This is a genomic window from Methylobacterium sp. 10 (genome assembly GCF_000519085.1).
Taxonomy (GTDB): Bacteria; Pseudomonadota; Alphaproteobacteria; order Rhizobiales; family Beijerinckiaceae; genus Methylobacterium.
The window spans coordinates 2975253-2987891 of the sequence record NZ_KI912577.1; the positions used below are offsets into that span (position 1 = coordinate 2975253).

General features: G+C 65.3%; 12 protein-coding genes. 8 read left to right on the forward strand and 4 right to left on the reverse strand.

Annotated elements, in window-relative coordinates; translation table 11 throughout:
• Positions 1-6: 6 nt before the first annotated feature.
• Positions 7-1242: a DUF1501 domain-containing protein gene (locus K368_RS0113730; protein ID WP_027172913.1), complete on the forward strand. Its 1236-nt coding sequence runs from the start codon at positions 7-9 to the stop codon at positions 1240-1242.
• A 28-nt stretch (positions 1243-1270) separates the two neighbouring features.
• Here the strand turns inward: K368_RS0113730 and K368_RS25600 are convergent, their stop codons facing one another.
• On the reverse strand, positions 1271-1684 hold the full coding sequence (locus K368_RS25600) for a PilZ domain-containing protein (protein ID WP_155935142.1): 414 nt from the start codon (positions 1682-1684) through the stop codon (positions 1271-1273).
• 415 nt (positions 1685-2099) lie between these two features.
• On the opposite strand from K368_RS25600, the gene K368_RS0113740 reads away from it, so the two are divergent.
• The 5 genes from K368_RS0113740 to K368_RS0113760 all read left to right on the forward strand — a co-directional run bounded on the left by K368_RS0113740 (position 2100) and on the right by K368_RS0113760 (position 7301).
• The gene (locus K368_RS0113740; RefSeq protein WP_027172914.1) at positions 2100-3860 is read left to right on the forward strand and encodes a type I secretion system permease/ATPase; all 1761 of its coding nucleotides are present in this window, start codon (positions 2100-2102) and stop codon (positions 3858-3860) included.
• Positions 3860-5203, forward strand: coding sequence for an HlyD family type I secretion periplasmic adaptor subunit (locus tag K368_RS0113745; protein WP_027172915.1), 1344 nt, complete (start codon positions 3860-3862; stop codon positions 5201-5203). Before K368_RS0113740 ends, K368_RS0113745 begins: the two co-directional genes overlap by 1 nt.
• A gap of 231 nt (positions 5204-5434) precedes the next feature.
• Complete coding sequence (gene ykgO / locus K368_RS0113750) at positions 5435-5560, forward strand: type B 50S ribosomal protein L36 (RefSeq protein ID WP_003601867.1); 126 nt, start codon at positions 5435-5437, stop codon at positions 5558-5560.
• Between the two features lie 82 nt (positions 5561-5642).
• A complete protein-coding gene (locus K368_RS0113755; RefSeq protein ID WP_027172916.1) occupies positions 5643-6281 on the forward strand; it encodes a hypothetical protein in 639 nt (212 codons plus the stop codon).
• A gap of 6 nt (positions 6282-6287) precedes the next feature.
• Positions 6288-7301 carry an alpha/beta hydrolase gene (locus K368_RS0113760; RefSeq protein WP_027172917.1) on the forward strand — a complete coding sequence of 338 codons (1014 nt, stop codon included), beginning with the start codon at positions 6288-6290 and terminating at the stop codon, positions 7299-7301.
• Positions 7302-7308: 7 nt separating this feature from the next.
• Here K368_RS0113760 and pyk read toward each other — a convergent pair whose 3' ends face one another.
• Positions 7309-8745 carry a pyruvate kinase gene (gene pyk / locus K368_RS0113765; protein ID WP_027172918.1) on the reverse strand — a complete coding sequence of 479 codons (1437 nt, stop codon included), beginning with the start codon at positions 8743-8745 and terminating at the stop codon, positions 7309-7311.
• A gap of 357 nt (positions 8746-9102) precedes the next feature.
• Between pyk and K368_RS26680 the strand changes: the two genes are divergently transcribed.
• Together K368_RS26680 and K368_RS26035 are read left to right on the forward strand one after the other, a co-directional pair.
• Positions 9103-9258, forward strand: a complete 156-nt coding sequence (locus K368_RS26680) for a hypothetical protein (protein WP_155935144.1) — start codon at positions 9103-9105, stop codon at positions 9256-9258.
• A 44-nt stretch (positions 9259-9302) separates the two neighbouring features.
• Positions 9303-10796 (forward strand): glycosyltransferase family 61 protein, encoded by a 1494-nt coding sequence (locus K368_RS26035; protein WP_081739575.1) that lies wholly within the window; start codon positions 9303-9305, stop codon positions 10794-10796.
• On the opposite strand, the gene K368_RS0113775 is transcribed toward K368_RS26035, so the two are convergent.
• A complete protein-coding gene (locus K368_RS0113775) occupies positions 10765-11112 on the reverse strand; it encodes a DUF1036 domain-containing protein (protein WP_245259688.1) in 348 nt (115 codons plus the stop codon). The two genes, K368_RS26035 and K368_RS0113775, sit on opposite strands and share 32 nt — an antisense overlap.
• A gap of 124 nt (positions 11113-11236) precedes the next feature.
• Positions 11237-12565: a glycerate kinase gene (locus K368_RS0113780; RefSeq protein WP_027172921.1), complete on the reverse strand. Its 1329-nt coding sequence runs from the start codon at positions 12563-12565 to the stop codon at positions 11237-11239.
• Between the last annotated feature and the right edge of the window lie 74 nt (positions 12566-12639).

Below are 12639 nucleotides of genomic sequence, written 5' to 3' on the forward strand. Positions count from 1 at the left end.
GACCCCATGAACCCTCAGGAACATGCCCACCTGCCGACGCGCCGCAACCTGCTGCTCGGCGCCGGTGCGCTCTTCGCATGGCCCTATGTGCCCAAGGTCTGGGCCGCCTCGGGGCGCGACCCGCGCTTTCTCGTCGTGGTTCTGCGCGGCGGCCTCGACGGCCTCTCGGCGGTGATGCCGGTGGGCGATCCGCAATTCGCGGCGATCCGCTCCGACTTCAAGCTGTCCCCGACACATACGCCGTTTCGGCTCGACCCGCTGTTCTCGCTCAACCCGGCGATGCCGAACCTGGCGGACCTCTATGCCAAGCGCGAGGCCACGCTGTTCCACGCCGTCGCCACCCCCTATCGCGCCCGATCTCATTTCGACGCGCAGCAGGTCCTCGAGAACGGGATGACGCGCGCGAGTTCGGGCATCGATACCGGCTGGCTCAATCGGGCGCTGTCCCTCATTCCCAAGGCCAAGGGCATCGAGTTGCGGCCGACCAAGGCCCTCTCCGTGAGCGCGACGACGCCGCTGATCCTGCGTGGTCCGGCCCAGGTGGAGACCTGGCAACCGCAGACGATGCCCTACGCCGCGGCGGATACGCTGATGCGCCTCCAGGCTCTCTACGACGACAAGGACCAGGCCCTGGCCAATGCCCTCCGGGAGGGCGTGCAGGTCGACGACTTCATCGCATCGGATCCAAGCATGGCGGCGATGGGCAAGCAGCCGTTGAAGGGCCCCAACAGCTTTGCCTCAGCCGCGCGCGCCGCGGCCTCGCTCATGGCCCCGGTGACCGGGCCCCGCATCGCCGTGATGAATTTCGACGGCTGGGACACCCACTCTTCGCAAGGCCCCTATGAAGGGCGCCTTGCCAAGAACCTCGCCTCCCTCGATGCCGGCATGGCGGCGATCAAGGAGGGGCTCGGTGCCTCCTGGGCCCGGACATCGGTGCTGATCGTCACCGAATTCGGCCGCACGGTGCATGTGAACGGCTCCTCCGGCACGGATCACGGCACGGCCACGGTCGCTTTCCTCGTCGGGGGGGCGGTGGCGGGGGGGCGGGTGATCGCCGACTGGCCGAGCCTCAAGGAGAGCGCCCTGTTCGAAGGCCGCGATCTCGCGCCGACGATGGATCTGCGTGCCGTGATGAAAGGCCTGCTGATCGACCAGTTCGGTTTCGAGGAGAAGGTCCTCTCCGAGACGATCTTCCCCGGCAGCGAGAAGGCGCCCGGCATGAGGGACCTGATCCGGGCCTGATGCGATCGGAGACCGCTTCGGTCCCGCGTCAGAAGGGCGATGGCTTTCGCCTGCGGGAAGGAATACCGACGCCGCCCGGTTCGTCGATCGCCTGCGGCTGGTCCGAGGAGGTGGCCACCGGCTGCGGCGCCGCGGCCTGGACGCGCGGTGGCGCCACCTTGCCGACGCGCTCGATCCTGACGCCGACATAGTCGCCGCGCCTCCAGGCGAGCTTCACCATGCAGACGAAGTCCCGGCCAATGATGCGGAGCAGGAACGAGTCGGGCAGAGCGTGGTAGGCGGGGATACCGAGCTTGGCGCCGGATTTTGACACATCCTTCACGGTGCACGGGATCTCTCGGCCATCGGGAAGCCTGACGTTGGCAATCCAGTTGGTCGAGCTTCGGTCCTCGCGCCGTGATACCGGCTCTGGTGCCTTATCCGTTTCTTTGTCCGACCGCACTTAAGACGCTCCGGCGCTTCACCGTTTCTCAGATCGACATAGACTGAGAACGTTTACGGACCATGCCTACTGAGGGTTTCTTCACGGGCTCAGCAGCCGCCCCATGCAGGCAAGTCATCGGCCACCCACCCCTGCCGGCGGCATCGTTTCCTCTTCCCAATACGAACGCCGTGTCTCGGGCGGATGAAACGATTCATCTCCCCCCTGAGGCCGCGAGATCCGGGGGGCATACGTCGCGAGAGACGCACCCGCTGGACACAGACGGCCATAATCCAACCGCAGAAGCATGTTTTCGAGTTCTCGATTTCTCGCTTTTCTTATAAAGGGAGCGAGTGTCGGACCGCCGTTCCCAAACGGTATCACAGAATACTATCCCATCTAAACTTGACAATCGAACGCGACGGCGGGGGCGGCAGTGGCTAAGGGGCGGGAATCGGCCGAAATCATTTCGGCGTTGGCAAGTTGTCGGGCCGCGTTCATCGGCGTCGCGGTGATGAGCGGGCTGGTGAACATTCTGTATCTGACCGGCTCGTTCTTCATGCTCGAAGTCTACGACCGCGTCATTCCGAGCCGGAGCGTGCCGACACTCGTCGGCCTCATGATCCTCGCCCTCGTCCTCTACGGATTTCAGGGCGTCCTGGAGACGATCCGCTCGCGCATCCTCGCGCGCGTCGGCGCGTCGCTGGACGAAGCTCTCAGTGCGCGGGTGTTCGACATCGTCGTGCGGGCCCCCCTGAAGGGCGCGACCCCGGGCGACGGGCTGCTGCCCCTGCGCGACCTCGACCAGTTGCGCGCCTTCCTCGGCGGCACGGGCCCGTCGGCCTTCTTCGATCTGCCGTGGATGCCGATCTATGTCTTCATCTGCTTCCTGTTCCACCCCCTCATCGGTATCGCGGCCCTCGTCGGCGCGGCGGTCCTGGCGGTCCTGGCCCTGACCACGGATCGGTCGACCCGCGCCCCGACCCAGACCGCCACTGCCCACGGCATGCGTCGCAACGGCCTGGCGGAAGCCGGGCGCCGCAACGCCGAGGTGCTGGCCGCCATGGGGATGCAGGGGCGTTTCGCCGATCGCTGGGGCGGAGCCAACCGCGATTACATGCAGTCCCAGATGACCGTCTCGGACGTCGCGGGCGGTTTCGGCGCGGGCTCGAAAGTGTTCCGCATGGCGCTGCAATCGGGCGTGCTCGCCCTCGGCGCCTGGCTCGTCATCAACAATCTCGCCTCGGCCGGCGTCATCATCGCCTCGTCGATCCTCGTCGCCCGGGCCCTGGCACCGGCGGAACTCGCCATCGCCAACTGGAAGGGATTTGTGCAGGCGCGCCAGAGCTGGGCACGGCTCTCGGAGTTGTTCGCCCGCCTGCCCGCCGTCGAACAGCCCCACGCTCTGCCCGCGCCGTCGCAGAGCCTCGTGGCCGAAAACGTCACCCTCGCACCGCCTGGGACCCAGCGCATCGTTGTACAGGATGTCAGCCTTTCCCTGCAGCGGGGGCAGGGGCTCGGAATCATCGGTCCGAGCGCCTCGGGCAAGTCGAGCCTCGTCCGCGCCATCGTCGGCGTCTGGCCGCCCGTGCGCGGCAAGGTCAGGATCGACGGTGCGGCCATCGACCAATGGTCGAGCGCCGATCTCGGGCCCCATATCGGCTTCCTGCCGCAGGAGGTGGAGCTGTTTGCCGGCACCATCGCCGAGAACATCGCCCGGTTCGACCCCAATGCCGAGTCGGGCGCGGTCATCGCGGCCGCCAAGGCAGCGGGCATCCATGAGATGATCCTGCGTCTGGCGGAAGGCTACGACACCCGGATCGGAGAGGGCGGGGCGGGGCTGTCGGCGGGGCAGCGCCAGCGGGTCGGATTGGCGAGGGCGCTCTACGGCGACCCCTTCCTCGTGGTGCTTGATGAACCGAACTCGAACCTCGATGGGGAGGGTGAGAACGCCCTGACCCAGGCCATCGTCGGGGTACGGCAGCGCGGCGGCATCTGCATCGTCGTGGCGCACCGCCCCAGCGCTCTGGCGGCCGTCGACATGATCCTGATGATGGCCGATGGGCGCGCCCAGGCCTTCGGCCCGAAGGACGAGGTGCTCAAGCGCGTCCTTCGATCGACGCCGGCTCCCGCCGCCGAGCCAGTCGCCGCACAACGTACCGGCGCGAACGTCGCCACCCTGCAGGAGAGCGCGTGATGGCCATCGCACTGTCGCCCAACGGATTCCCCGCAGCTCAAATCCGCTCCACCGCCAACGGGTCGATCCGCCGTCATCTCGCAGCGGCGATCGGTGTCGGCGCCGTCCTCGTCATCGGTGTCGGCGGCTGGGCCACCTTCACGATGATTTCCGGTGCCGTGATCGCGCCGGGCCAGCTCATGGTCGAATCGGACGTGAAGAAGGTGCAGCACCCCACCGGCGGAGTCGTCGGGGAATTGCGGGTGAAGGAAGGCGCGCGGGTCAAGGCCGGCGACATCCTGATCCGCCTGGACGAGACCCAGACCCGGGCCAATCTCGACATCATCTTGAAGGCGCTCGATGAGTTCGCGGCCCGTCGGGCCCGCGACGAGGCCGAGCGCGACGGCGCATCCGAGATCGCCTTCCCGCCGGATCTCCTGGCCCGCAAGGCCAAGGATCCGTCCGTCGCCCATCTGGTCGACAGCGAAACCCGCCTGTTCCTTGCCCGCGTCGCTGGCCGCGAGGGCCAGAAGGCACAGCTGCGCGAGCGCGTTTCCCAGCTTGGCGAGGAGATCAAGGGGCTCACCGAGCAGGCCGCCGCCAAGGAGCGGGAAACGGCCTTGATCGGAACCGAGCTGAAGGGCGTGCGCGAGCTCTATGGCAAGAACCTCGTGCCGCTCTCGCGCGTCACCGCTCTGGAACGGGACGGCGCCCGCCTGCAGGGCGAGCGCGGGCAGCTCATCGCTTCCACCGCATCGGCCAAGGGCAAGATCACCGAGATCGAGCTGCAGATCTTCCAGATCGACCAGGACATGCGGACCGAGACCGGCAAGGAGCTCGCCGAGATCCGCGGTCGCTGGTCGGAATATGTGGAGAAGCGAATCGCCGCCGAGGATCAGCTCAAGCGGATCGACATGCGCTCGCCCCAGAACGGCACGGTCCACCAGCTGACGGTGCACACGATCGGCGGTCTCGTGGTGCCCAGCGAGCCGGCGATGCTCATCGTGCCCGACGCCGACAAGCTGATCGTCGAGGTCAGGATCCAACCGCAGGACATCGACAACGTGCGCGTGGACCAGCGAGCGGTCCTGCGCTTTCCGGCCTTCAACCAGCGGGTGACGCCCGAGATCGACGGGATCGTGAGCCGCGTCTCGGCCGACGTCTCCCAGGATCCCAAGAGCGGCATGACCTACTACACCGCGCGCATTCGTCTGCCCGAGGATCAGGTGGAGCGCCTCGGAAAGGTCCAGCTCGTGCCGGGCATGCCCGTGGAGGCGTACATGCAGCTCGGAGACCGTTCCGTGCTCTCCTACCTGACGAAGCCCCTGACCGATCAGATCGCCAAGGCTTGGCGAGAGCGCTGAAGGCTTCGAACGACGGACAATGAGGCCCCGGACGTGCACCAGCGCAAAAGTTTGAAGAATCCGCATCACCGGCAGGTCGGTTGTACCTTGCCTTCAGGCGCTCAAGCCTGATATGGCAACCGCCTTTCCGCGATGTGTGAACTGCCATCGCCGAGGACGCCTTTCCAAGGTGCCTCGTCCCCGAGACCCTATGGACAGGCGGCGGGCTCAAACCCGGCCGACGTGAGACCGATGAAGATTCGCAACTCCCTCAAGTCCCTCCGTGGCCGTCACCGCGACAACCAGCTCGTGCGCCGCAAGGGCCGCGTCTACGTCATCAACAAGACGCAGAAGCGCTTCAAGGCCCGCCAGGGCTGAGGCTGCGGGCTGCCCGGAACATGGGCAGCCGCGTCAAGCCTGCCTGTTGACGGCGGCGTGAAGGGCGAGGAAGCTCGCTGTCATGACGCTGTCCCGGCCATTCGGAATTCTTGTCAACGCTGCGCTCCTGAGCGCCGCGTTTTTTTCGTATGGGCTATCGTCCGCCGACGCGCTTCCGCAAGCGGGCCGGGAGACCGGACAGGGCAAGGGAGACGGCAAGGATGCACCCAGGAAGGTGCAGGCGCCGAGCCTCGAGGATCTGTATGCGAGGCTGAAGGCGTCCGAGGACGATGCCGAGGCCAAAGGCATCTCCCGTCTGATCGAGCAGCGCCTCGGCCGCTCCGGCAGCGCCACCGCCGACCTTCTCACGGAACGCGCCCGTCAGGCGATGTCGGGCCGCGACTATGCCCTCGCCGTCGAGTTGATGGACCGCGCCACCCATCTAGAACCGCAATGGGCCGAGGGCTGGAACCGGCGGGCCACGGTGTTCTGGCTTCTCACCGACCAGACCAACGCCGTGGCCGATCTGCAGCGGACGCTGGTGCTGGAACCACGGCATTACGAGGCCTGGGCGGCTTTGGGACGGATCTATCTCTCCATGGATGACAAGCGTCGCGCCTTGGATGCCTTCCGCCGCGCCTCCGCAATCTATCCGCGCATGGAGAAGCTTCAGAGCGCCATCGATCGATTGGCGCCGGAGATTGACGGGCGGGATCTCTAGCCGGACATGATACTTTTGCATTGGCTCGGACTGATCGCGGGCGCGATGCTCGGGGTGATCGTCTGCGTGCTCGCGGCCGGAGCCCTCGTCACCCTGATCGTTACATTGCGGGTCGGCACCCGGTTTCCGCCGCAAGGGCCCTTCATTGAGGTGGATGGCGGGCGGCTCGCCACCATCGAGGCCGGCCCGAAAGCGTCGTCGAAGGGGACTGTCGTGCTCCTGCACGGAGCCTCCGCCAACGCGGCCGACCCGATGGAAGGTGTCGGCCGCAGGCTCGCCGAGAGCGGCTTTCGCGTAATTGCCTTCGACAGGCCCGGATACGGCTGGAGCGACCGCCTTGGCGGTCGTGATGGGGCGAGCCCGGCGGCGCAGGGCCATGCGATCGCACAGGCGATCGAGCGGATGGGGACGGGCCCCGTGATCCTGCTCGGACATTCCTGGTCCGGCGCCCTGGCCGGCGCCATCGCCCTCGACCATCCGGAGGTCGTCTCGGGCCTCGTTCTGGTTGCACCGGTGGCGATGCCGTTTCCCGCCATGGCGCCCCTGCCGTGGTACTACCGTCTCGCCCTGAAGCCTCCGGTCGCATGGCTGCTCAGCCGCACCGTCGCGACACCGATCGGCCTCTACTATCTCGAACGCGCAGGCCGTGCGGCCTTTCGGCCGCAGGAAATCCCCGGGGACTATCTCGAGCGGAGCCGCTCAGCCCTGGTGCTGCGCCCCTCGACGATGCTCGCAAATCTCGAAGACCTGATCGGCCTGCCCGCCGCCCTGGCGGCCCAGGCTCCGCGCTATGGCACCATCGCCGCACCGACAGTGATCATCTCCGGCGATGCGGATGCCGCCGTTCCGGCAACGCGCCATGCCGAACCCCTCGCCGGGATCATCCCCGGCGCCCGGCTCATTCTCCTGCCCGGCATCGGCCACATGGTGCCTTACATGGCAACGGACGCCCTCGTAGATGCCGTCGAAGGGCTCGCCACCCGGATCGGCGCGACGAGACATGAGCCCGTCGCGCCCTGACAGGCGATCAGGCTCTCGCGGCGTGATCGCGGGTGACGAAGGCGATCCGCACGAGGTTGGTGGCGCCCGGCGTCCCGAACGGCACGCCGGCCACCACGATGACGCGATCACCGATCTCGGCGAAGCGCTCGCGAACGGCGAATTTCGCCGCGCGGAAGGCCATGTCGTCCACATCGCTGGCGTCGTTGGTGACGATCGGGTGCGTACCCCAGCACATCGCCAGACGCCGGGCGGTCTCGCGCTTCGGGGTCAGCGCGATGATCGTGGCGTTGGGGCGCGAGCGGGCAAGGCGCAGAGCCGTCGATCCCGAATGCGTCCAGGCCATGATGGCGGTGAGGCCGAGGGCGTCGACCATCTGATGGGCGGCCGCCGCGATGGCGTCCGATGCGGTGGCGTCGGGCTCCGAACGCTGCGCCGTGAGGATCGTCCAATACAGGGCGTCGCGCTCCACCTGCTCGGCGATGCGGCTCATCATCGAGATCGCCTCGATCGGGAAGGCGCCGGACGCGCTTTCGGCCGACAGCATCACCGCATCGGCGCCTTCGTAGACGGCGGTCGCCACGTCCGAGACCTCGGCGCGTGTCGGCACCGGTGCCGTGATCATCGATTCGAGCATCTGCGTCGCAACCACGACGGGCTTGCCGAGACGACGGGCACCACGCGTGATCCGCTTCTGCACGCCGGGCACCTGCTCCAGCGGCATCTCCACGCCGAGATCGCCGCGCGCGACCATGATCCCGTCGGAGATCTCGATGATCTCGTCGAGGCGGGTGAGGGCCTGTGGCTTCTCGATCTTGGCCATCACCAGGGCGCGGCCGGCGGCGACCTTCTTCACCTCGGCCACGTCCTCGGGACGCTGGACGAAGGAGACCGCGATCCAATCCGCCCCGGCATTGAGCCCGGCTTCGAGATCGCCACGATCCTTCTCGGTCATCGCCGCCACCGGAATCACGGTGTCGGGCAGGGACACGCCCTTGCGGTTGGAAATCCTGCCGCCGATGACGACCTCGGTCACCGCACGTCCTTCGGAGACCTCGGTCACGACAAGGCGCAGCTTTCCGTCATCGATGATGACGACGTGCCCCGGCTCCAGCGCGGAGAGAATCTCGGGGTGAGGAAGGTAGACACGATGGATATCGCCCGGCGTCGGATCCGAATCGAGGACGAAGGAGGCCCCGTTCTCGAGGATCGCGCTGCCGTCGGCGAAGGCAGCGACCCGCAGTTTCGGCCCCTGGAGATCCACCAGGACCGCGATGGGCCGGCGCAACTCGCGCTCGATGGTGCGGATCACCTCGATCTTCTCGGGCAATTTCTCGCGCGGAAGGTGGCTCATGTTGAGCCGGAACACGTCCGCACCGGCGCGGAACAGTTTCTCGATCATCTCCGGCGTGTCGGAAGCCGGACCGAGGGTGGCGATGATCTTCGTGCGGCGCGAGCGTTTCACTCCGGTCTCCAGTTTTTCGAGGATACCCGTCGGTTTCGATCGGCCGATTGGGGGTAGGGGGGCAGAAGCACTGCGACGGCACACACGTCAAGCTGCTGAAACTCGTTCTCTCCGGCACCACCGAGGGGGGTGGTGCCGCCTTTGGAGCAACGTGAGTGAAGGGCACGTTCGCCGGCCTCGCAAGCCGCAAGACGATACGCGTGGATCATGGGCTCCACACTCGAACCTTGCCAACCCAAAATCACCTGCTGCGGGAAGGTGTTCGGGTTTACAGAATTGTCCGGCATGCTGTACCCCGCACGTGCGATGCCGGACGCCCAGTCGGGTCTGAGTCGAGATTAGACAGGAGTGAGTTCGATGAGCGAACAACATGCCCCTCCTCGTTCGGAAAAAGCTGAAATGAAGCGTCAGGCCCGCATAAGGGTGCGCAAGGACTCTCACATTGAGACTCGGAAGGCGGAACGTAAACAGAAGCGTATTGCTATCCGCACAGCAGAGGCAGAAAAATTCTGAATCTCCTCAACTAAACTTTCGATTAACAACAGGATTATTGATCAGTGCTATTTGGCGCCCCTTCCACAATTATTATTCGTGCACGAGAAGCAGTAAAGACCTGCCGCGAAGAGGCAGCAGCCAATCGCTGGGATCAAGTAATAGCAATTACTAACAACTCTGAGTTGATTAAACAACAGCCACAGCTGCTTCTTCAACGCTTGCAGGCTGCTTTCATCCTTTCTGACGACGATATTATCGGTTGCATTTTAAAGGATCTTCCCAACGCAGCGCTTCCGCAAGCGGTAAAGTTTGCGACTGTGCGGCAACTTGCTGTTAACAAGCGCGCACATCTGGCGGCCCGCCTACTCATAGATACGCCATCCCTTCACGATACGACACGTTTCCTCAAGTCGACTGGCCTCGTTTTTAAGCACCTGCGCGACACCAAGATCAAACGGGAACTTCTTGATCTGGTCGCGAAGGTGAGTGGAGGCGGATCGTCGATAAAACCAACTGTATCCGAACTGAGCTTTGCTCCTCAGCCTGTTCAGGAAGTTTTCGGTAGCGTCAAGCTCGTTGCTTCATCCAACACTGATGCGCGGCACCTCAAGGGTTTGAAACGCGAAGTTGCAGTATTCAATCGTCTCATTGCACGCCCCCTGAAACCCACAGTTTCCGAGTACAGGAACGTTTTCACCCATCCCTCCGGGCAAATTTGGACCGAGAATAAAGCGATCGTCGTTTCGAAGGGGTTCCCCCTCGATGTCACCGACAGGACCCAGACGGAGAACATACCGCTCGCGCTTGGTCTCAATCGTGGAAGCCGCGGAATATATCATTGGCTCATTGATTATCTTCCGAGACTAGCATGGATCAAAAGCAGTGGTTTGATGGAAAACGAGGGATGCAAAATCCTTCTCAACGCTGCGCGGTCCGGCTTCGAGCAAGATACTCTTGAAATGCTCGATCTTGGAAATGCAGTTCAAAAGCTAGACAGATCGGTCTTCGTCGAACGCCTGTTGGTCGCGCGGGTCGGTTTCCGTGGCATGTCAGGATGGCGTCATCTAGATAGCATCTACGAAGAACTTAGTGAACGCGCGAGCACCTTGGCCGCAAACAACAACGTTGAACTGCCAGATCGCGTCTACGTGACACGACGAGACGCCGTCCGGCGTGTGATGAAGAATGAAGCCGATGTGGAAGCCGTAGCGAGAAAGCTCGGATTCACCGTGATGGAGTTCTCCAAGATCCCTCTCTGGCACCAATTCGCTATCGCCCGGCATGCCTCGGTCATGATGTCTCCTCACGGCGCTGGACTATCTCACATCGTTGTCGCGAAACCTGGCCTTCAAGTGATCGAAATCCTTCCAATCATGGATGGGACGTACCAGCTGCGTTTCAATTACGCTCGCCTTTCAATCGTCAAGGGCCATCGATATTCGGCGTGGCTCGAACCCCAGCATCCTGGTTTCGATGCATGGACAGTCGATTTGCCGGCCTTCACCACTTTCCTCAAGAAGACTCTCAAGGCGCCGCAGGCTGGCTCGGGTCGGTGAGCTGGATCGTCCAGCTTTTCTGCTCACCGGTATCGACCTCGTAGAAGCCGTTGCGGTCGTAGCCTCGCGCGAGACAATCCTCGACGCCGCGAATCGTGAATTCGGTGTCGCGGGTGCACATGAGCGAGCGACCGTTCCACTCGCCGCCGCGGGTATAGTCCACCGCGTAGACGTAATAGAAGCGGGCCGCCAGGGCTCCGCGCAGCAGGATTTCGCACCCTTTGGGGGCCACGTCCCACCACCCTTCCGTCACCCAGCCCTGCGTATCGCGATATCCCAGCGAGACGCCGACCTTGCTTGCGGTCTGGTTGCACATCCGCAGATCGGCGCGGGCGGGCGAGGCGGTGAGAAACAGGGCGGCCAGCGCAGGGGCGAGCCAGAGAACCTTCCCCCTCCCCACACGCAGCGGGGAGGGGGTCGCACGGCGGCGGCTCACGCCGTTAACCGACGAGGATGATGCGGCAATCGTTGACATTGGTGCGCGTGGGACCCGGCTGGACGAGATCGCCGATCGTGGCGAAGAACTTCGTCGAATCATTGTCCGCGAGCATCGCAGCGGGATCGAGGCCGGCGGCACGGGCACGTGCCAGCGTCGTCGGGTCGACGAGACCGCCGGCCGGATCGGTGGCCTCGCCGCGTCCGCCATCGGTGCCGTCGGTATCGGCGGCGATGCCGAGGATCCCGGATTCGCCATCGAGACCGATGGCGAGGGCAAGGGCGTATTCCTGGTTCGGACCGCCATGGCCCTCGCCGACGATGGTCACGGTGAGTTCGCCGCCGGAGATGATCGCCACCTTGCGGCCGGCCGCCTTCATCTCCTTCGCGAGAGCGGCGTGTTCCGCGGCGACCTCGCGGGCCTCGCCCTCCACGTCGGGGCCGAGCATCACGACCTCGTAGCCGGCGCGCTTGGCCGCGTCCGCCGCCGCGTCCAGGGCGTCGATGGGACGGGCTATGATGCGGTACTCGGCTCGGGCGAAGGAGGGGTCGCCCGCCTTCGGGGTCTCGTTGGCCGGGTCGTTGAGGAGGGCCTTGGCGGTCTCGGGCAGGGGGATGTTGCGACGATCGCAGATCTCGCGGGCATCGGCCAGCGTCGAGGGATCGGGCACGGTTGGGCCGGAGGCGATCACCGCCGGATCGTCATGCGGCACGTCGGAGATGGCCAGCGTCAGGATCGAGCGCGCGTTGCGGGCCATCATGGCGAGACGTCCGCCCTTGATCCGGGAGAGGTGCTTGCGCACTGCGTTGATCTCGTTGATCGGCGCGCCCGAGCGCAGCAGCGCCTTGGTGACCGCCTGTTTCTCGGTGAGGGTGAGGTCGCCGGCGGGCGCGATCCAGTTGGCCGACCCGCCGCCCGAGAGCAGCACCAGCACGTCGTCCTCCGGACCGGCATCGGCCGCGATCTTCAGGGCGTCGATGGTGGCGTCGATGCCGGCCTGGTCCGGCACCGGGTGCCCGGCCTCGACCATACGAATCATCGGCGCCTCCTCGCCGTAGCCGTGGCGGGCCACCGCCAAGCCGACGATGCGGCTCTCGTCGACGCCGTGCTGCTCCCGGTAGAATCGGCTCGCCACGGCGGCCATGCTGCCGCCGGCCTTGCCGGCACCGAGGATGATCAGCCGGCCGGGCCCAGGCGCGGGCAGGTGCGGCACCAGGCAGCGGGAGGGATGAGCGGCGGCGATCGCCTGGTCGAGGAAACCGAGAAGCAGGCCGCGGGCGGCATCATGGGACGAAGGAGAGGAAGCGGGCGAGGTGGGTGAAGGCGCGGTCATGGCGTGTCCGTGTCTCATCAAGGTCCGATCGCGCGGGCCGGATTGCTTGTCCGCCGGATTATTGCCGTGGCGGC

Excerpts from the sequence above, each read along its gene's own strand:
- K368_RS0113730 (WP_027172913.1), top strand. The coding sequence starts at position 7 with ATGAACCCTCAGGAACATGCCCACCTGCCGACGCGCCGCAACCTGCTG.
- K368_RS0113745 (WP_027172915.1), top strand. The coding sequence starts at position 3,860 with ATGGCCATCGCACTGTCGCCCAACGGATTCCCCGCAGCTCAAATCCGC.
- ykgO (WP_003601867.1), top strand. The coding sequence starts at position 5,435 with ATGAAGATTCGCAACTCCCTCAAGTCCCTCCGTGGCCGTCACCGCGAC.
- K368_RS0113755 (WP_027172916.1), top strand. The coding sequence starts at position 5,643 with ATGACGCTGTCCCGGCCATTCGGAATTCTTGTCAACGCTGCGCTCCTG.
- K368_RS0113760 (WP_027172917.1), top strand. The coding sequence starts at position 6,288 with ATGATACTTTTGCATTGGCTCGGACTGATCGCGGGCGCGATGCTCGGG.
- K368_RS26680 (WP_155935144.1), top strand. The coding sequence starts at position 9,103 with ATGAGCGAACAACATGCCCCTCCTCGTTCGGAAAAAGCTGAAATGAAG.
- K368_RS0113775 (WP_245259688.1), bottom strand. The coding sequence starts at position 11,112 with ATGTGCAACCAGACCGCAAGCAAGGTCGGCGTCTCGCTGGGATATCGC.
- K368_RS0113780 (WP_027172921.1), bottom strand. The coding sequence starts at position 12,565 with ATGACCGCGCCTTCACCCACCTCGCCCGCTTCCTCTCCTTCGTCCCAT.